This is a genomic window from Phytomonospora endophytica (assembly GCF_014202425.1).
Lineage (GTDB): Bacteria > Actinomycetota > Actinomycetes > Mycobacteriales > Micromonosporaceae > Phytomonospora > Phytomonospora endophytica.
In genome coordinates, this window is the sequence record NZ_JACHGT010000026.1 from 22,721 (window position 1) to 43,198 (window position 20,478).

The window sequence follows — 20,478 nt, forward strand, 5'->3', positions numbered from 1 at the left end:
CGCGGGTCCGTCCACGCTGGACGGACCCGCGCGTGCTCAGGCGGCGACGGTCTCCGGCACCCGCACCCGCCGCAGGCCGAATGCGCTCACCACGGCCGCGACGACCGCCAGCGCGAGCGGCACGACCAGCGCGGCCCGGTAACCGCCGAGCATCGCGGCGGCGCCGGTCCCGTGCGTGGCGGCCACGTTCACGGCCGTCACCGTCGACAGGCCGAGCGCGGCCCCGAACTGGAACGACGTGTACAGCAGTCCGCCCGCCAGGCCCTGCTCCTCCTCGGCGATCCCGTCGGTGGCCGCGATCGTCAGCGGTCCGTAGGCCAGCGAGAACGACAGCCCGATCAGCAGCAGGCTCGGGAACATCGCCGCGTAGGTCCAGTCCGAGGCGATCGGCAGGAACAGTACGTACGCGACCACCGCGGCGGCCAGCCCGCCGAAGATGACCCGGCCGGTGCCGAAACGCCTGACCAGCCAGGGTGTCAGCGTCGGTGCCAGGACCACGTCGACGCCCATCACCAGCAGCGCGAAGCTCGTCTCCAATGTGGACCACCCGCGCAGCTCCTGCATGTACAGCACCGCCAGGAACTGGAAGCCGAAGAAGGCCGCGGCCATCAGCAGGGTCGCCAGGTTGGCGCGGATCAGCGCGGCCGAACGCAGGATCCTCAGCCGTACCAAGGGGAACTCGCTGCGCCGCTCGATCACCGCGAAGGCCGCGAAGGCGGCCAGGCCGGCCCCGATCGTCAGCGCCGTCATGCCCGCGCCGGCATGAGTGGCCCGCTCCACACCCAGTACGAGAAGCACGATCCCGGCCGTCACGGCGATCCCGCCGGCCAGGTCCACCCGGCGTCCCGTCCGCTCCGGCCGCGCCGAAGCCGGGATCAGCACCAGCGCGGCGATCAGCACCACCGCCGACAGCACCACCGGCGCGCCGAACACCCAGCGCCAGTCCACCGCGGTGAGCAGCCCGCCGACGACCAGCCCGACCGAGAAGCCGCCCGCCGCCGTCCCCGAATAGATCAGCAGCGCCCGGTTGCGGGCCGCGCCCTCGGCGAAGCTCGTCGTGATGATCGACAGGCCCGCCGGGGTCATGAACGCCGCCGCCACACCGGTCACGAACCGCGCCACGATCAGCACCCAGCCCTCCTCGGCGAAACCGCCGAGGCCCGAGAAGGCCAGGAACACCGCCAGCCACGCCACGAACATCCGCCGCCGCCCGAACAGGTCGGCCGCCCGCCCGCCGACGAGCATGAACCCGCCGTAGCCGAGCACATAGGCGCTCACCACCCACTGGAGCTCACCGGTGCTCATGCCCAGATCGGCCCGGATCGCCGGAAGGGCGATGTTGAGCATCGCGATGTCGATGCCCTCCAGGAAGATCGCTCCGCACAGGACGAACAGCACGCCCCACTCACGCTTTGTCATTCCCCCAACATCACCGGGCCGGGGGCGGGGAACAACGGCGAAGATCGCAACGCTTCGTTCACTGACACTGAACGATCGCCCGAGAGGACCCCACCGGTGGACTGCGACGAGCTCGACTGTTTCCTGATCCTGGCGACGGAACTGCACTTCGGGCGCACCGCCGAGCGCATGCGGCTGTCCCGCGCCCGGGTCAGCCAGCTCGTCCAGCGACTCGAACGCCGCGTCGGCGCACCCCTGTTCGCGCGCACCAGCAGGCGCGTGGCCTTGACCACTCTCGGGCGCCGGCTGCGCGACGACCTCGAACCGCACCAGCGCGGCATCAAGGCCGCGATGGCCCGCGCGATCGCCTCGGCGAAGGGGATCGACGAGGTCCTGCTCGTCGGCTTCACCAACCCGCTCACCGGCGAGGCCGTCGTCAAGGCCGCCGAGGCCATGCGCGGCCGGCACCCCGACGTCGCCGTCGAGATCTGCGAGGTCCCGTTCAACGACCCCTTCGGGCTGCTGCGGCAGGGCGAGTTCGACGTCCAGCTGACCGCCTTCCCGGTCCGGGAGAGCGACCTGGACGCCGGTCCGGTGCTGCTGTCGGAGAAGCGCACGCTCGCCGTCCACAAGGGACATCCGCTGGCCGGGCGCGGCGAGGTGACCGTCGAGGACCTCGCGGGGGTGGCGCTGCTCGACTTCGAGGGCGAGCCGCCGTCCTACTGGCGCGACTTCCACGCTCCGCCCAGAACGCCGTCGGGCCGGGAGATCCCGCGCGGAGCGGCGGTCGGCAACTTCCAGGAGGCGCTGACCCTCGTCGGCGCGGGGAAGGGCGCGCTGCTGTCACCGGCGCACGCCGCCGACTACCACCCGCGCCCGAACGTCGTCTACGTCCCGCTGGCCGCCGAGCCGGTCGACTACGGCCTGGTCTGGCGTGCCGGGGACGAGAACCGGGCGGTGCGGGCCTTCGCCGACACCGCCCGGAAAGTGGTGGCCTAGGACTCGCCGAGGGCGGCACCGAGCCGTCCGCCGGCGGCGGCGAGCATGTCGCGGCCGGTCTCGGCGTCCACGCCGCGCTCGATCATCAGGACCGCGAGCTTGGTGTTGTTGCCGGCCTTGGCCAGCGCGGTCTCGGCGGCGTCGAAGGCGACGCCGGTGATCTCGGCGACCATCCGCGCGGCCCGCACGGCGAGCTTGTCGTTGAGGATCTGCATGTCGACCATGCGGTTGCCGTAGGTCTTGCCGAGCTGCACCATCGCGATCGTCGAGATCATGTTCAGCACGAGCTTCTGCGCCGTGCCCGACTTCAGCCGTGTCGAACCCGCCACGACCTCCGGCCCGACGTTGATCTCGATGGCGTGCTCGGCGGTCGCCGACAGCCGCGTCCCGGTGTTGCAGGAGATCCCGACGGTCAGCGCCCCCAGTTCCCGCGCCCGCGCCACGGCGGCGATCGCGAAAGGCGTGCGGCCGCTGGCCGCGATGCCGATGACCACGTCGTTCGGGCCGACCCGGTTCTCGTCGATCGCGGCAACCGCGGCGGCCTCGTCGTCCTCGGCGCCTTCGGTCGACAGCACCAGCGCGTCGGGGCCGCCGGCCAGGATCGCCTGGATGAACTCGGGGGGCGTGCCGTAGGTCGGCGGAGCCTCGGAGGCGTCGACGACGGCCACCCGCCCGGCGGTGCCCGCGCCCACGTAGCGGATGCGGCCGCCCGCCTTCAGGCGCGGCACGATCGCCTCGATGGCCGCGGTGATCTCGGGGAGCGCCCGGGCGACCGCGCGGGGCACCTCGGCGTCGGCGTCGTTCATGGTCGCGGCCAACTCGCCCACGGACATGCGGTCGATGTGGGCGTATCTCGCGTCGGCCTGCTCGGTGCCGAGTTCCGCCAAGGTGGCCGCGTCGTTGACCGTCGTCATCAATCTCCCCAAGCTCGGAGCTTTCCTCCGCCATGGAGGCTCCGCCTTGAAGGCTAGCAACGCTTCGGTGACATGGAAAACTGTCGTACCCCACGCCTAAAGTAAGGGGTACAGACGCGGAGGGAGGGGTACAAAAATGCCCAGCCAGTTCGAGATCACCCTCAATGGATTCGTCAACTTCCTGCGGACCCGCGGCGCCGCACGGGTGGACGTGGTAACCCGCCAGCTCACCCAGTACACCGAGCCTTACTCCCCGGCCCGGGACTTCTACCGCCGGATCATCAACGCGATGGTCTCCGGCCGCCGTGCCAACGACGACGCGGCCATCTGCAAGGCGGTGCTCGACGCCGCCCCGCAGTACAAGAAGGCGCATTACGAGTCGGTCGTGGAAGGCTGGCTCAAGGTCCTGCCGGACTTCGCCGACACACGCCCCCTGCCGGTGCACACCGGGCGCTGGCACAACGAGTCCGTGACGGTGCGGGTGACCCCGCACATGCTCCTCGCCTTCCCCGACGGCCACAAGGAAGCCCTGTGGCTGTACGTGAAGGCCGACCCGCTGCCCGGCACCGACGCCGAGGCGATGCTCTGGCTGGCCCGCGAGGCCATGCCCGAGATCTATGCGGGTGCCACACCCGTCGTCATCGATGTCCGCAGGGAGAAGGTCTGGCGCGCGACGCCCGACGGCGGCGAATACGGGGCCTGGCTCGAAGCCGAGGCCAACGGCTACAAGTTCCTCGCCGAGAGGTGGGAGGGCGCGCAGATCTAGCGCGCGGTCACGCCGTCGGCGGCGTCGTGGTGGACGCCGTGGACGGCCCCGGGGGTCTTGACTGGGAAGGGACGCCCCGCGCGAAACGCGTGGGGCGTCTCCTCGTGTCGTCAGGCGGCGGTGAACACCATGATCCGCGCCCCCGTCTCCGTGCCCGGCTGGTGCCGCGAACCCGGCCAGTAGTGCAGGAACGACCCGGCGGGGTAGCGCCGGCCGTTGTCGAGGAGCTCGCCGTCGGCGACGTAGACGAGCTCGTCGGCGGGGTGCTGGTCGACTTCCGGCCACCGGGTCCCGGGGGCGAAGTCGAAGGCGCGGGCGGCGACGGCGTTGCCGGGGAGGGCGAGGCGGGTGATGCCGGGGGCGATGTCGGTGGGGGTGATGTCGTCGAGGTGGACGCTGGTGACGAAGTCTTCCGGTGCGGTGGTCATGGACTCGATCTTGTCCGCACGGTGCCGCGCCGGGCAGTGGCAGAGAAGTCATTGTTGGATATATTTCTGCCATGCATCGTGTCGTCGCGCTCGCCCATCCGCCGCAGTCGCCTTTCGAACTGGCCTGCGCGGCCGAGGTCTTCGGCCTGTCGCGGACGGGCCTGCCCGCGCGCTACTCCTTCGCGGTCTGCGCGCTCGAACCCGGTGTCCTGCCGACGATCGCGGGCTACGGCATGACCGTCGGGCACGGCCTCGATCTCCTCGACGAGGCCGAGACGGTCGTCATCCCCGGCTGGCAGGGCCGCGACGTCCCCGACGCGATCCTCACCGCCCTCCGCCGCGCGCACGCCCGTGGCGCCCGGATCCTCGCGATCTGCACGGCGGCCTTCGTGCTCGCCGAGGCCGGGCTCCTCGACGGGCGCCGGGCCACGACGCACTGGCGCGTGGCCGCCGCCCTGGCGGAGCGTTTCCCGCTGGTCGCCGTCGACGAGGACGTCCTGTACATCGACCACGGCGACGTCGCCACGAGCGCGGGAACCGCGGCGGGCGTCGACCTGTGCCTGCACGTCGTGCGCGGCGACCACGGTGCCGCCCACGCCGCCGAGATCGCGCGCCACATGGTCCTGCCGCCGCACCGGGAAGGCGGTCAGTCACAGTACGCGCGCCGGATCACGCCCGAGCCGGAAGGCTTCGGCGGGGTCCTGGAATGGGCCGCCGGGCGCCTCGGCACGGCCTTGACGGTCGAGGCGATGGCGGCGCGGGCACGCATGTCGTCGCGGACCTTCGCGCGGCGGTTCACCACCGAGCTCGGCGTCCCGCCCGGCGAGTGGGTCCTCGCCCGGCGGATCGACGCGGCCCGTGAGCTGCTGGAGCGCGACGAGCTGACCGTCGACGCGGTCGCCGGGAAGGTCGGGCTCGGCTCCGCCCTGAACCTGCGACGGCACTTCCGCGCCCGGCTGGGCACGACGCCCGCCGGCTACCGGCGGGCGTTCGGGGAGGCCCGGAGCTGACCTACTCGGCGGCCTCCCGTGCCGCCGCCACGGCCGCGCCCGCGTTCACCACGCCGGCGCCGACCACGTTCTTCGACCCGCCGCACTCGTCGAGGCCGCCCGGGATCTCCTCGTCGAGGATGTCCAGCGCACCCGTCGCCGGGGTCGCCGTCGACGCCAGGATCGCCTTCGTGCCGGCGATGTCGCCGATGAGCTTCGGGTTCGCCTGCCACATCAGCGCCACGACACCGGCCACGTGGGGCGTCGCCATCGACGTCCCCGACAGGGGCCCGAAGCCGCCACCCGGCAGCGAGGACACGACCTCGACGCCCGGCGCGGCGATGTCCGGCTTGGCCAGTCCGGTGCCGGAGACCGGGCCCCGGCTGGAGAACCCGGCGACCTTGGCCGCGTTGTCCACCGCGCCGACGGCGTACGACTCCGCGTACCGCGGTGGCGGCGTCGACGCGCTGCCGCACGTCGGTCCCGAGTTGCCCGCCGCCACGACCACGAAGATCCCCGCCGCCGAGAGCGCGTCGATCCCCGGGCCGAGCACGTTGACGTCGCAGCCCTCGATCGTCGGGCAGCCCCAGGAGTTGGTCAGCACGTGCGGGGCACGCGTCGGATCGCCCTGGGTGAACGGGTCCTCCCCCTTGGCGTAGGGCGCGAGCATGAACTGCAGGCACGCGATGTAGTCCGCCGGGTTGCCCAGGTTGCGGCCGAGGTTCATGCACCCGACCCACGACGCTCCCGGCGCCACGCCGATCCCGTCGTTCCCGAGCGCCAGTCCCAGCGCGTGTGTGCCGTGACCGTTGGGATCGTTCGGGGTCGTGGTGCCGCCGTTGGGATCGAACCACGAGTCGTCCCCGCCGCGATAGCCGTCGGCGAGCGCCGGATGTGTGCCGTCGACGCCGGAGTCGGAGATGCCGATGGTGATCCCGGTTCCGTCCACGTCGGACGCCCAGGCGTCGGGGGCGCCGATCATCGAGATGTTGGGCTGGGTCGCGTTCAGCGGCACCGTGGGGCCGTTCATCACCGGCGCCGGTTCGGGTACGGGCCGCAGTTGTGGGCTGAGCAGGACGGCGGCGACGTCGTCGCGGTCGTCGAGCCACAGCCGTGACTCCAGGCCGGTCTCGACTTCGATCGCGTTGACGAGGTAGTAGGGCGTGTAGTTCAGTCCGCGGTCGTCCAGCTCGGATCGCAGCGACGCCTGGGTCTCCTCGGCGTGCGCGACGAGCCGCCGGTAGGTCTCGGTGAGCCGCTGGTTCCGGTCGGGGATCGCGTCGACGCCGGTGAGGTCGGCCTGGCTGCCGAGGACGACGACGACCCGCTCGCCGTTGAAGCCGGGATTGCCGGTGAAGTAGACGGCGCACGCGGTCGCCACGACCAGGACGGTCACCGCCGCGCCGACGGCGGGCAGCCGCAGCAGTCTGCGTGCGCCGGCCCAGTACACGACGGCGAGGACCCAGGCCGCGACGACCGCGATGAGCAGCGCGATCCCGGCCCAGCGGCCGAAGTCCTCGGGTCCGAGGATCAGCGGCAGGAACTCGTCGGAGTCCACGAAGGCGAGGGGCCCGAAGGCCGCCGGGGCGACCGCGAAGGCCACCACCTGCCCGGCCCGTGCCGATCCGCGCTGGAGCGCGGCGATAGCGAAGCCCAGCGCCGACAGCATCACCATCAGCGGGACCTGCACGCCCGTCCCACCGACCGACGCGCCCAGCACGTACAGTCCGGCTCCGGCCGCGGCGCCCCCGCCGAGCACGAGTTTCCAGCCGCCGAGGCCGGTGAACGGCGCCCAGAAGCGCCGTCCGAGGACCGTCCCGGCCAGGGCCGCGAGCCCGACGGCCGCCACGGCCGCCGCGAGGGTCTCCCACACGCTGCCCAGGCCGCCCGCCCACAGCCAGGGCAGCAACGCCACGCCGCCCGCGACGGCCGCCCACCACTGCCGTGCCCCAGCGGCGGGTTCGCCATGCACGCCGACGGCGGGGACCTCACCACGTCGCAGTCGCCGCACCAGCCACGCGATCCCCGCGAGCAGTAGCGCCCCGACCCCTTGCACCCCGAGCAGTACCTCGTTGGCGACGCCCGGCACGAGCCTCGTCGCGGCCAGCACCAGCAGGACCGCCGCCGCCGACAGCCACGCTCCGCCGGTCACCCACAGCGCCCGCCACCGCCGCATGAACAGCATCGGCAGGGCGCCCGCGGCGACCATGATCGCGTTGGCGATCCCGACCATCGTCCACAGCGTCGCCGGGACCTTCTCGTCGGTGCCGAGGAGCCACTGCCACCACACCCACGCGCCGGTCTGGAACACGAAGGTCCAGGTCACCGCCCACAGCCCGGCGAGCACGGCGTAAACGGCGGCCAGCGGGCCCCACGTCGACGGCCGCTCGGGCGGCGCGGCCGGCGGGGGCGGCGGTTCGAGCGTGCCGACGGACGTGGGCGGCGGCGACGGAGGCGCGGCCTCCAGTCGGCCTTCGGGCGCGGGCGGCTGCGGCGTCGACTCGGTCACGCGTCGACTCTAGGCCGTTCCCGCCCGGGCGGCTCGGAGCGACGTCGCCCGAAAACCTGCCCCGAGGGGCATGACCTGCGAAGACTCCGCCGATGAGAATGGAAGGCGGTGGGGAACCTGGAACACGGGCGGTCCGAGGACCGTCCGGCACGTCGTTCCCGCGAGAGGCCGGGGGCCGATCGATCGGGCCGTCACCCCCTGCTCGGTATCCAGCGGACGGCGGGCAACCGGGCCGCCGTCGCCTACGTCCAGCGCGAGAAGCTCACTTCCAGCGCGATCGTGCACGAGCACCGGCAGCTGACCCCTGATGCCACCGCCACCGAGAAGCTCCTCGACCGCGTCATCGCCGAGCTGGGCTGGTCGGCGACGATCGCCTGGGCCGAACGTTTCATCACCGCCGAGCCGGCACAGGACTTCAGGTACGGCACCGACCTCGACCTCACCGGCCGCTGCCGACAGCGCCTGCGCAACGAGATGCAGCGGCGCCGGAACATGGCCGAGGACCTCACCGGCCCGCTCGGGCGCGACCTCGGCGACGTCGTCTTCGCCTCGGGCCGCTTCATCACCAGGGCCAACGAGGTCACCACCGAACTGCTCAAGCGCAGCGAGACCCAGCTCAAGGGCGAGATGGCCCACTACGGGCTCAAAGAGAACACCTTCCTGGGCATCACCACGAGCTACTCGATGGACGACGGCCCCCTCCAGACCGGCCTGCGCGACGCCGCCCGCCGCCTGGCCGGCAAGCGGACCGAGACCGACCGGGTCTCGGCCGCGTTCACCGCCGCCGACAAGGCCGCCGCCGACGACGCCCGCAAGATCGAGCTGTTCCTGCCCGGCGTCTCACCCGCCGTCCAGGCCCGCGAGGCGGCCCGCAAGACCTGGGTCGCCGCCGAGGACGAGTACCACGCCGCCTGCGCCAAGGAGCAGATCGAATACCCCGTCCTGGCGGCCTACACCAAGCAGGACGACGCCGCCACCCGTCTGTTCGACCTGGTCGGCAAGAGCAGGCAGGGCCTCGCGGCCTCCCTGTACTCGACCATCGACGAACGCCTCAAGAGCATCAAAGAGGTCCGCGAGGCCATCGGGACCAAGGACTACAACCCGTGGAAGCACTCGCGCGTCGTCGGGCTCACCAAGACCCAGATGGCCCTGGCGCCCTGGGAGGCCCGGATCGTCGACGAGAAGGCCGCCGCGTCGGCGAAAGGCGCCGACGCGTCGATGGTCGCCAAGATCGCCGCGGTCGTCAGCATCGGGCTCGGCCTCCTCGGTGCGATCCCCAGCGGCGGCGGCACCCTCCTCGCCGGGCTCGCGGTGGCCTCGGCCGCCGTCGGCGCCGCCTTCAGCCTCAACAACCTCTACGAGCACTACAAGGAGTACAGCCTCGCCAAGGCCGAGAACATGATGAGCCTCGACCAGGCCCAGGCGATCTCCACCGACGAGCCGGGGCTGCTGTGGCTGGCCCTCGACCTGATCGACCTCGGTTTGAGCTTCACCGGGGCGATGGACGCCTTCAAGAAACTGCGCACGGCGATGGCGCTGGTCGAGAAGGGCGGTGTCAAGGCGATGATCGGGCTCAACGCCGAGATGGGCCGGGCCGCGCTGCCCGCGACGACCCGAGGTCGCCTGTTCGCCGCGCTCTTCGAGAAGCTCGGCGGCGGCAAGAGCGCCGCCGAGGCCCTGGAGCAGCTCCTCGCCCAGATCGCCGCCGCCGCCGAGAAGGACGGGCCGCGGCAGGCCCTGGCGAAAGCCGTCGACGGTGCCGCGACCAACCTCGTCGCGGGCAAGAAGATCGCCTTCTACCTGCCCGGCAACGCCGGCGGCACCCTCGGCGAGTTCAAGCGCATCGTCCGCGCGTCCGGCCAGGTCCCCGCCGCCGAGGTCGACGCCCACGCCATCGCCTTGATGAGGGACTTCGGCCGGAAGAACTATCACGGCTTCTACTCCGGGCGCGGTGACTTCATCATCCTGCGCGCCGGTGACGACATGGCCAGCGCGCTCACCCACGAGCTGGCGCACCGGGCGCAGAGCGTCCAGGGCCGCCTGCAGTCCCTGGGGACCCTGCGGGCGGAGTTCCAGTCGCACCGGATGCAGCGCGAGATGCTGCTGGCGCTGCCCGAGGAGATCGTCGCCAAGAGCGCCTCGAAGGAGCTGGTGCACAAGACCGACGAGGAGATCATCGCCTTCCTCAAGCAGCACCCCGAGTACGGCCCCAAGATCAAACTGGAGGCGGCCGACGCGAGCATCGCCGACATCGACCCCGTGGGCGACGCCAAGATGGTCGAGGACTGGTTCCTCGACGGGACCGTCGGCAAGTGAATGCCCTAGCGCACCACAGCCTCCCGCATCCGGTGATCATCGGTACGCTCGGCCTCATGACCGAGAGCAACGACGCTCCCACGAGCGGACCCCGACCGGTGCGAGCCCCCGTCGGCACGGCCCTGACCTGCGACAACTGGCAGACCGAGGCCGCATACCGGATGCTCCAGAACAACCTGGACCCCGACGTCGCCGAGGCCCCCGACCAGCTCGTCGTCTACGGCGGCACCGGCAAGGCGGCCCGCGACTGGCCGAGCTTCGACGCCCTCCTGCGTACGCTGACCACGCTCAAGGCCGACGAGACCATGCTCGTCCAAAGTGGACGGCCGGTCGGCGTCATGCAGACCCACGAGTGGGCGCCGAGGGTGCTGCTGGCCAACTCGAACCTGGTCGGCGACTGGGCGACCTGGCCGGAGTTCCGCCGCCTTGAGCAGCTCGGGCTGATGATGTACGGCCAGATGACGGCCGGTTCCTGGATCTACATCGGCACCCAGGGCATCCTCCAGGGCACCTACGAGACCTTCGCGGCCGTCGCCGAGAAGCGCTTCGGCGGCACCCTCGCCGGGACGCTCACCCTCACCGCCGGTTGCGGCGGGATGGGCGGCGCGCAGCCCCTCGCGGTCACCATGAACGGCGGGGCCTGCCTGATCATCGACGTCGACCCGGTGCGCCTGCGCCGCCGCGTCGAGACCCGCTACCTCGACGTCGTCGCCGCCGACCTCGACGAGGCCGTGAAACTGGCCGTCGACGCGCGCACGGCGAAGAAGGCGTTGTCGGTCGGCGTCGTCGGCAACGCCGCCGTCCTCGTCCCGAAACTGCTGCGGATGGGCGTGCCGATCGACATCGTCACCGACCAGACCTCCGCGCACGACCCCCTCGCGTACCTGCCCGACGGCATCGACCTGCCCGACGCGCCCGACTACGCCGCCAGGAAACCCGAGGAGTTCACCGACCGCTCGCGCCAGGCGATGGCCAAGCACGTCGAGGCCATGGTCGGGTTCATGGACGCCGGTGCCGAGGTCTTCGACTACGGCAACAGCATCCGCGGCGAGGCGAAACTCGGCGGCTACGACCGCGCCTTCGACTTCCCCGGCTTCGTTCCCGCCTACATCCGGCCACTGTTCTGTGAGGGCAAGGGCCCGTTCCGCTGGGCGGCGCTGTCCGGCGACCCCTCCGACATCCACAAGACCGACAAGGCGATCCTCGACCTCTTCCCCGAAAACGAATCCCTCGCCCGCTGGATCAAACTCGCCGGCGAGCGCGTCGCCTTCCAGGGCCTCCCCGCCCGCATCTGCTGGCTCGGCTACGGCGAGCGCGACAAAGCCGGCGAACGCTTCAACGAGATGGTCGCCGACGGGACGCTCAAGGCGCCGCTGGTGATCGGCCGCGACCACCTCGACTGCGGCTCGGTCGCCTCCCCGTACCGGGAGACCGAGTCCATGTTGGACGGATCGGACGCGATCGCCGACTGGCCGCTGCTCAACGCGATGGTCAACGTCGCCTCGGGTGCCTCGTGGGTGTCGATCCACCACGGTGGCGGCGTCGGGATGGGCCGGTCGATCCACGCCGGGCAGGTGACCGTCGCCGACGGCACGGCCCTTGCCGCGCAGAAGATCCAGCGCGTCCTCACCAACGACCCGGGCATGGGCGTCATCCGCCACGTCGACGCCGGTTACGAGCGGGCCGAACAGGTCGCCGCCGAGACCGGCGTGCGCGTCCCGATGCGGGAGGGCTGATGCGGGTCCTCATCTCCGCCGACATGGAGGGCGTCGGCGGGGTCGCGCACTGGGACGACGTCACCATCGGCAAGCCCGACTACGAGCGCTTCCGGCGCCTGATGACCGCCGAGGTCAACGCGGTCATCAACGGCGTCCTGGAGACCGAGCCTGGCGCCTCGGTGCGGGTCGCCGACGCGCACGGCCAGTTCCGCAACATCCTGGTCGAGGACCTGGATCCGCGCGTGACGCTGATCCGCGGCCGTCCGCGCGCGATGTCCATGATGGACGGTGTGCAGGACGGTGCCGACGCGGTCCTGTTCGTCGGCTACCACGCCAGGTCCGGCGCGGGCCCGGCCGTGCTGTCGCACACCATGAACGGCGCGAACCTGGACGTGCGGGTCAACGGCCGCTCGGTCGGCGAGATCGGCGTCAACGCGATGCTCGCCGGGCGGATCGGCGCTCCGGTGGTCTTCTGCTCGGGCGACGACGCGGCCTGTGCCGAGTTCACCGACGTGGTGCCCGGCGGGATCGCCGTCGAGGTCAAGCGCGCGGTCGGGCAGGCCTCCGCCGAGACGGTGCACCCCAAGGTGATCAACTCGCGCTTGCGGGAGGGCGCGGCCCGTGCCGTGGCCAGGCGCGCCTCGATCGCGCCGGTGGCCGCCGACGGGCCGATCGAGCTGGAGATGGACGTGCACCGGCCCTACATCGTCGACCTCGCCGTGCTCATCCCCGGTGTGTCACGCGTCGGCGGCCGCACCGTCCGCTTCGAGACCGACTCCTACGAGGAGGCGTACCGCGTGATGATGCTGGTGACGACCGTGGCCTCGGTGCCGGTATGAGCCTGCTCCTCGACGGCATCGCCGAGCTCACCACCTGCGACCCGTCCCTCGGGGAGGGCCCGACGGGGGTCGTGCGCGATGCCGCGCTCGTCATCGACGGCGGCAAGGTCGCCTGGGTCGGGACCGCCGACTCGGCTCCGGCCGCCGACGAGCGGCTGTCGGCCGAGGGCGGGGCCGTGCTGCCCGGCTTCGTCGACAGCCACGCGCACCTGATCTTCGCCGGGGACCGGTCGGCGGAGTTCGCCGCGCGCATGGCGGGGGAGTCCTATCAGGCGGGCGGGATCCGCACGACCGTGGCGGCCACCCGTGCCGCCACCGACGAGACCCTGCGCGCCAACGCCGCCCGCCACGTCGCCGAGGCCCTGCGCCAGGGCACGACGACGCTGGAGATCAAGAGCGGCTACGGCCTGTCCACTGTGGACGAGTCCCGTTCGCTGCGGATCGCGCGCGAGTTCACCGCCGAGACCACCTATCTCGGCGCCCACGTCGTCCCCGCCGGCGCCGACCCGGCCGACTATGTCGCGCTCGCCGCCGGGGAGATGCTCGACGCCTGCGCGCCCTACGCGAAGTGGGCCGACGTGTTCTGCGAGCGGGGGGCCTTCGACGCCGACGCCGCCCGCGCGATCCTCACCGCGGCGGCGAAGCACGGCCTCGGCCTGCGCGTGCACGCCAACCAGCTCGGGGAGGGCCCGGGCGTCCGGCTGGCGGTGGAACTGGGGGCGGCCTCGGCCGACCACTGCACGTTCCTGTCGGACGCCGACGTCGACGCGCTCGCCTCGTCGTCGACCGTGGCCACTTTGCTGCCGGGGGTGGAGTTCTCCACCCGCCAGCCCTATCCCGACGCGCGCCGGCTCATCGACGCCGGTGTCTCGGTGGCGATCGCCAGCGACTGCAATCCCGGTTCCTGCTACACGTCGAGCATGCCGCTCATGGTCGCGCTGGCCGTCCGGGAGATGCGCATGACGGTCCCCGAGGCGATCCTCGCCGCGACCGTCGGCGGCGCGAAGGCCCTGCGCCGCACCGATGTCGGGCGCCTGGTGCCCGGCTCGCGCGCCGATCTGTCCATTCTGGACGCTCCCAGCGCGCTGCACCTCGCCTACCGGCCCGGCGTGCCGCTCGTGCGGCGGGTGCTGCGCGGGGGAGAGGTCGTGGTCTAGGAAGGCCTACTTGCCGTCCGGATCCCCGTAACCCTCACCGGGTCCGGCCGGCCACTCGCCGGAGTCCTTCCCGGCCGGTTCCGCCAGCGGTTCCGGTCCGGGGAGGGGCGCGAGCAGCTTCAGGCGGATGCCGATCCCGGCGAGCATGAGCCCGATACCCAGCAGCGCGGCCGACACACTCTGCGGGTAGTCCTTCCCGAAGGTCGCCACCGCCGACCAGAGCAGCGCGATGAACCCGAGGAACAGCGAAAGCCCCGACAACATGGTGACGTCGCGGGCGGTCTCGGGGCGTGTTTTCTGGGGCATGGGAGGGAACATACCCGCCTTCGGCGAACTCCCCCAAGATCAACGAAAGGCGTACGAACACCACCACAATGGACACTGTGCAGGTCGCCGCGCCGTTCAGGGGTTCCTATACGACCTTTTTAGGCGTAACCTCTGGCGTTATGCCACCCTCGTCGCCTCGCCAGAGGCAGCGGGGAGGACGTTTGTTCACCGTGCTGTTCTGGTGCGGTGTGGGGCTGGCCCCGGTGGCCGCGGGAACGCTGCTGCTGGGCGATGGTGGGGGCCCGTCGCGCACGTCCGTCCTGCTCGCCGTGTCCTCGATCGTCCTCATCGGACTGTCCATCGGATTGCGCAGCGATCCGCAGATCGTCTACGTGGAGCTCAGCGAGGAGGTCGCCCAGGTCCGCTACGAGTTCGGTGAGGCCGATGAGGCCGCCAGGCTGGCCATCATCAAGGCCCGTACCGAGACCAGGGACCTCAAGATCGTCGTCGACGACCTCTGTCTGCGGCTGATGGGCACCGCCCAGCAGGCCCACGACGCCCTCGACACCCACACCGGGCAGCAGCCGCTCATGCGCGCCGTCCCGGCGACCCTGCCGCGCCGGCCCCCTGGTCCGCGGCACGCCGCCGAGGACGAGCCGGAGATCCAGCTCGCCGCGAACCTCGAACAGGTCGTCTCGCACACCACTGAACGCGTCTCGGTGACCCGCCGCGAGACGACGCATTCCCCGACGCCGTACCGGAACCCGGTCACCTACGGCACCCAGGCCTCGCCGGTCGTGCCCTCACCCGACCCGCGCCACACCCGGCTGGAGTCGCGCTCGCGGCACCCGCACGACGATCCCGCGGCCGAGAGCTGGATCGCCGCGCTGCGGGCCGACGAGCGGGAAAGGGCGCGTGAACCGGTCCGCCGCGAGCCGTCGAAGTTCGACACCGGCCAGTTCTGGCGCGGCCCGGACACCGGCTACCGCTCCCCGTCCCGTTACGCCGAACCGGCTCCGGGCGGCTGGCGCGCCGAGGAGCGCAGCGCCGAGGTCCACTTCGGACACCGCGAGACCGTCGGTGAGCCCTACCGTGACGATCAGCCCTACGACCAGGGCCGCCGCGCCTACCCGTCCTGATCGAGCAGCGCCCGCAGGGCGGCTGTCCGGGCGTCGTCGAAGACGACGTCGGGGTCGGCCTCCACGAAACCCATGACGATCCCGGCGATGGCGAGCCCGGGCGCCGACCACTCCGCCGTGCCCAGCCCGAACGGATCGGTCGCGATCGTCTCGGTCGTCAGCGCCGGCGAGGTCGGGGCCATGATGACCATCCCGCGCATCGCCGCGCTGGTCAGCCGCGCCACGTCGGCGTAACCGATGCCGAGCGCGGGCTTGAGCCGGCAGCCGACGAGCCCGGCGAAGGCCTCGTAGGCGCCCGCGAGCCGCTCGGTCAGTTCGCTCTCCGAGCGGGTCAGCGCCGCTCGCACCTCGTCGCGCAGTTCGCTCTCGGGGAGGCTGAGAAACGTCGCCTGCAAGGCGATGTAGGTGCGCCAGTCGGGGGAGTCGCGGAAGGCGAGCAGTTCCGCGGCCGCGCCGACGCGCACCAGTTCGGCGACCAGGGCGAGGCGCTCGCCGGGGTCGGCGAGCCGGTCGAGGCGTTCGCGGACGAGTGCCCGGTAGGCAGACGGTTCGCCCTGCGTCATCGCGGGTCCGGCGCCTTTGGCGAGTTCCTTGAGCAGGTCGCTGAAGAACAGATCCTTGTAGGGCCAGTGCCGGTAGACGGCGCTGCGGGCGACACCGGCTTCGCGGATGACGTCCTCGAAACCGATGTGGTCGAGGCTGACGGTCAGGCCGGTCGCGGTGACCATGCCCATCGCCGTGGTGAGCATCCGCTCGGCGACCTCGTCCTCGGACTGCCTGCGACGGCGCCGGGGCAGGCCTCCGGCGGGCGGGATCTCACCGGTCACTTGTCGATGTCTCCGACCACGAAGAACATCGAGCCGAGGATCGCCACGAGGTCCGGCACCAGGCAGCCGACGAGCAACGTCGACAGGGCCTGCACGTTGGCGTAGGAGGCCGTCCGCAGTTTCAGGCGCCACGGGGTCTTCTCGCCGCGCGAGACGAGGTAGTAACCGTTGATGCCCAGGGGATTCTCGGTCCACGCGTAGGTGTGGCCCTCGGGCGCCTTGACGACCTTCGGCAGCCGCGTGTTCACCGGCCCGGTGAGGGTGTCCACATGGGACAGGCACCTCTCGGCGAGGTCGAGGGACACGTACACCTGGTCCAGCAGGCACTCGAAACGCGCGTGGCAGTCCCCGGCGGTGCGGGTCACGATCGGGACGTCCAGTTCGCCGTAGGCGAGGTAGGGCTCGTCGCGGCGGAGGTCGAAGTCGAGGCCGGAGGCCCGCGCGACGGGCCCGCTCACCCCGTAGGCGGCGGCCTGTTCGGCCGACAGGACCCCCACGCCCCGCGTGCGGGCGAGGAAGATCTCGTTGCGGCGGATGAGGTTGTCGAGGTCGGGCATCCGCCGCCGGACCTCGCCGATCGCCTGCCGCGCTCGCGTCGTCCAGCCCGCCGGGACCTCCTCCTTGAGGCCGCCGATCCGGTTGAACATGAAGTGCATGCGGCCGCCGGCGACCTCCTCGAAGACCGCCTGGAGCGTCTCGCGTTCCCGGAAGGCGTAGAAGACCGGCGTGATCGCGCCGATTTCGAGGGGATAGGAGCCGAGGAACATGAGGTGGTTGAGGACCCGGTTGAGCTCGGCGAGCGCCGTGCGCAGCCAGGTCGCGCGTTCGGGCACCTCGATGCCCATGAGGCGTTCGACGGCGAGGGCGACGCCGAGTTCGCTGCAGAACGCCGACAGCCAGTCGTGCCGGTTGGCGAGCATGAGGATCTGCCGGTAGTCGCGGACCTCGAAGAGCTTCTCGGCGCCCCGGTGCATGTAGCCGACGACGGGCTCGCACGCGGTGACACGTTCCCCGTCGAGTTTCAGCTTGAGTCGCAGCACGCCGTGCGTCGACGGGTGCTGGGGGCCGATGTTGAGCACCATCTCGGTGGTGTCGAGTTGTTCGGCGCCCGCGCCGACGCCGACGGTCATCTCCCGCGCTGTGGCCATCTCAGCAACTTACTCGCTGGAGGAGCCACCAGTGCGCTCCCAAACCGTAGGGATCGGTCAGTTCGGCGACTTCGCCGGTCCGCGCGAGGGCCCGCAGGTAGCCCGCGGGGTCCTGCGAGGCGAGGCTCAGGGGTGGTCGTTCGGCGCTGAAACCCAGTTCCCGCAGGGCCTCCCGCTGCCGGGCGAGGCTCGTCGTGCGCGCCCCGGCGGAGACTCCGGCGGCGGCGACGGCGTCCATGGCGACGTGGGCGGTGATGTCGCGGGACCCGTCGGGGACCGGCGGGAGTTCGCGGCCGGCGGCGAAGCCGGTGAGCGTCCCGAACGGCGGCCGGTGGGTGCGCGTGTGTCCATAGTCGACGGCCAGCGCGACCCCGCGCTCCACCGTGGACACCAGTCCGGCCCAGGCGAGGTCGCGGGGGCGGCCGATCTCGGCGCGCTGACCCGGTTCGGCCAGCGGCCACCACGTCGACAGCCACGCGTCGTCGACGGGCTCGCCGAGCGCCGTCTCACCCGTCGACGGGTCGACGAGTTCCTGGCGGACCCGGCCCGCCTCGTCGACGGCCGCCACGTCCACCGGGACGTTGTCGAGCCACTCGCAGGCCAGGATCGCGCCGGTGACCCGCGAGGGCGGCAGGTCGCTCCACTCGATGCGCGGGTCGAGCCCGGCCGGGCGGTGCCGCAGCTCGACGCAGACGGGCCGCAGCCGGTCGGCGAAGGACTTGTCCACAGGGTTGTGCACAGGTTTGTCCACAGAGCCTGTGGAAAACTCCAGGACCGCGCTGAGCAGTTCGCCCGAGCCCGCGCCGACGTCGACGACCATCAGCTCATCGGGATGCCCGAGCGCGGCGTCGAGACGGTGGAGGAGCCGGACGACCGCCTCGGCGAAGACGCCGGAGCGGTTGGCGCTGGTCGCGAAGTGCTCGGCCGGGCGGTTGCGCCGGTAGAAGCCGTCGATGCCGTAGAGGGCCTCCTGCACCGCCTTCCGCCACGTCGTCGCCACGCAGGCGAGTCTGGCAGGCTGGGTGGACCACGTGTGAAGGCGGTGCCCATGCCAGATCGCCGACAACTGCTCTCCGCGCTCGCCCGCGCCGACCGGCTCGCCCGCGATGAGCCGCGTTCACGCGGGTCGGCGCACGTGCGCGACGGCCTGATCGAGCTGCGCTGGTGGTTGCGCGAGTTGGGGCTCACCGTCCGAGACCGTCCCCTGAGATGGGTCGCGGCGGTGCCGGTCGGGGAGGCGGCCGCCTTCGTGGCGCTCATGGTCCTGTTCGGCGGGCTTTTTCCCTGGTACGCGGCTGCGGCCCTGGTCGTGTCGGCGACGATGGTGTTCGGCTTCGCTCGCCGGTTAACGGCGAAGCGGGCGGCGAAAGTTCCCGCGGAGCTTCCCGAGCCGCCCTCACGCCCCGCCGGTAAGTGGAACGACCTGGTCGACGACATCGAAGGTGTGCTGGAGGTCGTGGCGACCTGGCGCCTGGCGAAGGTCCGCGTCATGAACCCCCGGTGCGTCGCCGTCCACACCGCGAGCTGTCTGGCCCGGGTGCGCGCGCTGCGCGAGGGCGAGCCGCTCGGCGTTCCGCTGACGTCGGGCGAGGACGCGCTGCCGCTCGCGGAGAAGCGCGCGCTGCGCAAGGCGGTCGGCCGTGCCCACGCGCTGCTCCACGAACACGACCCCTACGTCACCGATCGCCTCGCCGAGATCGACACCGCCTACCGCCTGCTCAGCCGGCGGGCCGGGGACACCGGGACGGCGCCGTCCTCGCTGTTCGGTCTCGGGAGCGTGACGGGCATGGCGCAGATGGCCGTCGTCGGTCTCGGGCTCGCGTTCGGCCCGCCGTGGCTGCGATTCGCCCTCGGGGGCGCCGTGTTCCTGCTCGGGTGCCTGCTGTCGACGTTGGGGGGAGGCTGCCTGAGCGCCCGGATGAACGACGGCGGCCTTGTGCACCGGTCCTTCGCCGACATCGAGGCGGTCGCCGACCGCGTTGGCGGCGACGTCGCCGCGGATCTCCGGCGGGCCTTGCTGTTGCTGGGCGGGCCGGATCGCCTTTAGGCTGCGCCAAACCCGTGAAGGGCGGTGCCCCATGCCCACTCGCGACGAACTCCTCGACGCCCTCGCCCACGCGGACCACCTCGCCCTCGCCGCCCACCTGCGCGCCGAGGACGGGCCGGTCCGCGACGTGCTCGTCGAACTGCGCGGGCACCTGCGCGGCCTCGCCGAAGCCGTCGAGCTGCGGCCCTACCGCTGGCTGCGCCCTCTGGGATTCCTCGCCCCCTTCACGCTCGCCGTCGCCGCCGGTGCCGGACTGCGACTCGCCCTGGACTGGTACCTCGCCGTTCCCGCCGCCGCGCTCGCCGCCGTCGTGTTCACCTGGCCGATCCGCCCGCCCCGGGCCCGCCTGGCTCCCCGCGACGTCCCCGCACCCGAGGCCGTCGGCTTGGCGGTGCTGCTCGCCGACCTGTCGGCGGCGACCGCCCGCGTCACCGCCGTCGTCGGTGCCTGGCGCCTCGGCGTGCGGCCGCCGGCACCCCTCGCCCTGCACGCCGACGCCTGCCTGGCCCGGCTCGAAGCGGGACTCGCGCCCCCGGCCGCGCCCGCAGGCGGGCTCGACGCCCTGCGGCCGGTGGCACCGTGGATCCACGCCCTCGCCCACGACGCCCACGGCGGCTCCCCGGCCCGCCTCGCCCGCATGGACGCGGCCCACCGGCTCGTCGCGCACCACGCGCCCTCTGCGCGCACGCGAAGCGTGCGGGGCTGGATCTGGCTCATCGTCTTGGCGGCCGCGTACGCCGCCGCCGTGCCGTGGCCCTGGCTCGCCGTGCCCGTCGCGGTCGCCGCCGTCGTGCTGTCGACGATGCGCTCGGGCCCGGACTCCTGCCCCCAACTGCGCACGTTGAACCGCGCCTCCGATGCCGGAGCCGTCGCCACCGAAGCCGCCCGCAAGCTGGAGGAGATCGCGACGGCCGTCGGCGGACCGGTCGCCGAGGACCTGCGGAGGGCGCGGGACCTGTTGCGGGGGCGGGGAAGGACGTAGGATCGCGCGGGCCGCACATTGCCTTGCCCAGGACG

At 72.1% G+C, this 20,478-nt stretch carries 18 protein-coding genes; 10 read left to right on the plus strand and 8 right to left on the minus strand.

What is annotated here, in order from left to right; genetic code table 11:
- Positions 1-36 precede the first annotated feature (36 nt).
- Positions 37-1,419: an MFS transporter gene (locus HNR73_RS37760; RefSeq protein ID WP_184792889.1), complete on the minus strand. Its 1,383-nt coding sequence runs from the start codon at positions 1,417-1,419 to the stop codon at positions 37-39.
- A 96-nt stretch (positions 1,420-1,515) separates the two neighbouring features.
- Here HNR73_RS37760 and HNR73_RS37765 point away from each other — a divergent pair, with 96 nt between their 5' ends.
- Positions 1,516-2,397 carry a LysR family transcriptional regulator gene (locus HNR73_RS37765; RefSeq protein WP_184792890.1) on the plus strand — a complete coding sequence of 294 codons (882 nt, stop codon included), beginning with the start codon at positions 1,516-1,518 and terminating at the stop codon, positions 2,395-2,397.
- Here HNR73_RS37765 and murQ read toward each other — a convergent pair.
- Complete coding sequence (gene murQ, locus HNR73_RS37770; RefSeq protein WP_184792891.1) at positions 2,394-3,311, minus strand: N-acetylmuramic acid 6-phosphate etherase; 918 nt, start codon at positions 3,309-3,311, stop codon at positions 2,394-2,396. The genes HNR73_RS37765 and murQ overlap by 4 nt on opposite strands.
- 136 nt (positions 3,312-3,447) lie before the next feature.
- Between murQ and HNR73_RS37775 the strand changes: the two genes are divergently transcribed.
- Positions 3,448-4,077 (plus strand): hypothetical protein, encoded by a 630-nt coding sequence (locus HNR73_RS37775; RefSeq protein WP_184792892.1) that lies wholly within the window; start codon positions 3,448-3,450, stop codon positions 4,075-4,077.
- Between the two features lie 110 nt (positions 4,078-4,187).
- Here the strand turns inward: HNR73_RS37775 and HNR73_RS41115 are convergent, their stop codons facing one another.
- Positions 4,188-4,505, minus strand: coding sequence for a cupin domain-containing protein (locus HNR73_RS41115; protein ID WP_184792893.1), 318 nt, complete (start codon positions 4,503-4,505; stop codon positions 4,188-4,190).
- Between the two features lie 71 nt (positions 4,506-4,576).
- Here HNR73_RS41115 and HNR73_RS37785 point away from each other — a divergent pair, with 71 nt between their 5' ends.
- Positions 4,577-5,515, plus strand: coding sequence for a helix-turn-helix domain-containing protein (locus tag HNR73_RS37785; RefSeq protein WP_184792894.1), 939 nt, complete (start codon positions 4,577-4,579; stop codon positions 5,513-5,515).
- 1 nt (position 5,516) lies between these two features.
- Here the strand turns inward: HNR73_RS37785 and HNR73_RS41120 are convergent, their stop codons facing one another.
- The gene (locus HNR73_RS41120) at positions 5,517-8,003 is read right to left on the minus strand and encodes a S8 family serine peptidase (protein ID WP_275414588.1); all 2,487 of its coding nucleotides are present in this window, start codon (positions 8,001-8,003) and stop codon (positions 5,517-5,519) included.
- 108 nt (positions 8,004-8,111) lie between these two features.
- Between HNR73_RS41120 and HNR73_RS37795 the strand changes: the two genes are divergently transcribed.
- The 4 genes from HNR73_RS37795 to hutI are packed head-to-tail and all read left to right on the plus strand — an operon-like array spanning position 8,112 to position 14,033.
- The gene (locus HNR73_RS37795; protein WP_184792895.1) at positions 8,112-10,319 is read left to right on the plus strand and encodes a hypothetical protein; all 2,208 of its coding nucleotides are present in this window, start codon (positions 8,112-8,114) and stop codon (positions 10,317-10,319) included.
- 56 nt (positions 10,320-10,375) lie between these two features.
- Positions 10,376-12,055: a urocanate hydratase gene (gene hutU / locus HNR73_RS37800; RefSeq protein ID WP_184792896.1), complete on the plus strand. Its 1,680-nt coding sequence runs from the start codon at positions 10,376-10,378 to the stop codon at positions 12,053-12,055.
- On the plus strand, positions 12,055-12,876 hold the full coding sequence (locus HNR73_RS37805) for a M55 family metallopeptidase (RefSeq protein WP_184792897.1): 822 nt from the start codon (positions 12,055-12,057) through the stop codon (positions 12,874-12,876). The genes hutU and HNR73_RS37805 overlap by 1 nt, the downstream gene beginning before the upstream one ends.
- The gene (hutI, locus tag HNR73_RS37810) at positions 12,873-14,033 is read left to right on the plus strand and encodes an imidazolonepropionase (RefSeq protein ID WP_184792898.1); all 1,161 of its coding nucleotides are present in this window, start codon (positions 12,873-12,875) and stop codon (positions 14,031-14,033) included. Before HNR73_RS37805 ends, hutI begins: the two co-directional genes overlap by 4 nt.
- A gap of 6 nt (positions 14,034-14,039) precedes the next feature.
- Here the strand turns inward: hutI and HNR73_RS37815 are convergent, their stop codons facing one another.
- Positions 14,040-14,339: a hypothetical protein gene (locus HNR73_RS37815; RefSeq protein ID WP_184792899.1), complete on the minus strand. Its 300-nt coding sequence runs from the start codon at positions 14,337-14,339 to the stop codon at positions 14,040-14,042.
- A 182-nt stretch (positions 14,340-14,521) separates the two neighbouring features.
- Between HNR73_RS37815 and HNR73_RS37820 the strand changes: the two genes are divergently transcribed.
- Entirely contained in the window at positions 14,522-15,439 is a 918-nt protein-coding gene (locus tag HNR73_RS37820) for a hypothetical protein (RefSeq protein ID WP_184792900.1), read from the plus strand.
- Here the strand turns inward: HNR73_RS37820 and HNR73_RS37825 are convergent.
- Genes HNR73_RS37825 through HNR73_RS37835 form a run of 3 tightly spaced genes read right to left on the minus strand, consistent with a single transcriptional unit; the run spans position 15,427 to position 18,414 of the window.
- On the minus strand, positions 15,427-16,266 hold the full coding sequence (locus HNR73_RS37825) for a TetR/AcrR family transcriptional regulator (protein ID WP_203686851.1): 840 nt from the start codon (positions 16,264-16,266) through the stop codon (positions 15,427-15,429). The two genes, HNR73_RS37820 and HNR73_RS37825, sit on opposite strands and share 13 nt — an antisense overlap.
- Positions 16,263-17,414, minus strand: coding sequence for an NADH-quinone oxidoreductase subunit D (locus HNR73_RS37830; RefSeq protein WP_184792901.1), 1,152 nt, complete (start codon positions 17,412-17,414; stop codon positions 16,263-16,265). The genes HNR73_RS37825 and HNR73_RS37830 overlap by 4 nt, the downstream gene beginning before the upstream one ends.
- Before the next feature lies 1 nt (position 17,415).
- A complete protein-coding gene (locus tag HNR73_RS37835; protein ID WP_184792902.1) occupies positions 17,416-18,414 on the minus strand; it encodes an SAM-dependent methyltransferase in 999 nt (332 codons plus the stop codon).
- Between the two features lie 48 nt (positions 18,415-18,462).
- On the opposite strand from HNR73_RS37835, the gene HNR73_RS37840 reads away from it, so the two are divergent.
- Together HNR73_RS37840 and HNR73_RS37845 are read left to right on the plus strand one after the other, a co-directional pair.
- Positions 18,463-19,461: a hypothetical protein gene (locus tag HNR73_RS37840; RefSeq protein WP_184792903.1), complete on the plus strand. Its 999-nt coding sequence runs from the start codon at positions 18,463-18,465 to the stop codon at positions 19,459-19,461.
- Positions 19,462-19,492: 31 nt separating this feature from the next.
- Complete coding sequence (locus tag HNR73_RS37845; protein ID WP_184792904.1) at positions 19,493-20,443, plus strand: hypothetical protein; 951 nt, start codon at positions 19,493-19,495, stop codon at positions 20,441-20,443.
- The last annotated feature ends 35 nt before the right edge of the window (positions 20,444-20,478 follow it).

What these genes read in the sequence shown, in the direction of transcription:
- hutU (WP_184792896.1), top strand. Translation starts at nt 10,376, where the DNA reads ATGACCGAGAGCAACGACGCTCCCACGAGCGGACCCCGACCGGTGCGA.
- HNR73_RS37815 (WP_184792899.1), bottom strand. Translation starts at nt 14,339, where the DNA reads ATGCCCCAGAAAACACGCCCCGAGACCGCCCGCGACGTCACCATGTTG.
- HNR73_RS41115 (WP_184792893.1), bottom strand. Translation starts at nt 4,505, where the DNA reads ATGACCACCGCACCGGAAGACTTCGTCACCAGCGTCCACCTCGACGAC.
- HNR73_RS37785 (WP_184792894.1), top strand. Translation starts at nt 4,577, where the DNA reads ATGCATCGTGTCGTCGCGCTCGCCCATCCGCCGCAGTCGCCTTTCGAA.
- HNR73_RS37845 (WP_184792904.1), top strand. Translation starts at nt 19,493, where the DNA reads ATGCCCACTCGCGACGAACTCCTCGACGCCCTCGCCCACGCGGACCAC.
- HNR73_RS37775 (WP_184792892.1), top strand. Translation starts at nt 3,448, where the DNA reads ATGCCCAGCCAGTTCGAGATCACCCTCAATGGATTCGTCAACTTCCTG.
- HNR73_RS37805 (WP_184792897.1), top strand. Translation starts at nt 12,055, where the DNA reads ATGCGGGTCCTCATCTCCGCCGACATGGAGGGCGTCGGCGGGGTCGCG.
- HNR73_RS37840 (WP_184792903.1), top strand. Translation starts at nt 18,463, where the DNA reads ATGCCAGATCGCCGACAACTGCTCTCCGCGCTCGCCCGCGCCGACCGG.
- murQ (WP_184792891.1), bottom strand. Translation starts at nt 3,311, where the DNA reads ATGACGACGGTCAACGACGCGGCCACCTTGGCGGAACTCGGCACCGAG.
- HNR73_RS37830 (WP_184792901.1), bottom strand. Translation starts at nt 17,414, where the DNA reads ATGGCCACAGCGCGGGAGATGACCGTCGGCGTCGGCGCGGGCGCCGAA.
- HNR73_RS37760 (WP_184792889.1), bottom strand. Translation starts at nt 1,419, where the DNA reads ATGACAAAGCGTGAGTGGGGCGTGCTGTTCGTCCTGTGCGGAGCGATC.
- hutI (WP_184792898.1), top strand. Translation starts at nt 12,873, where the DNA reads ATGAGCCTGCTCCTCGACGGCATCGCCGAGCTCACCACCTGCGACCCG.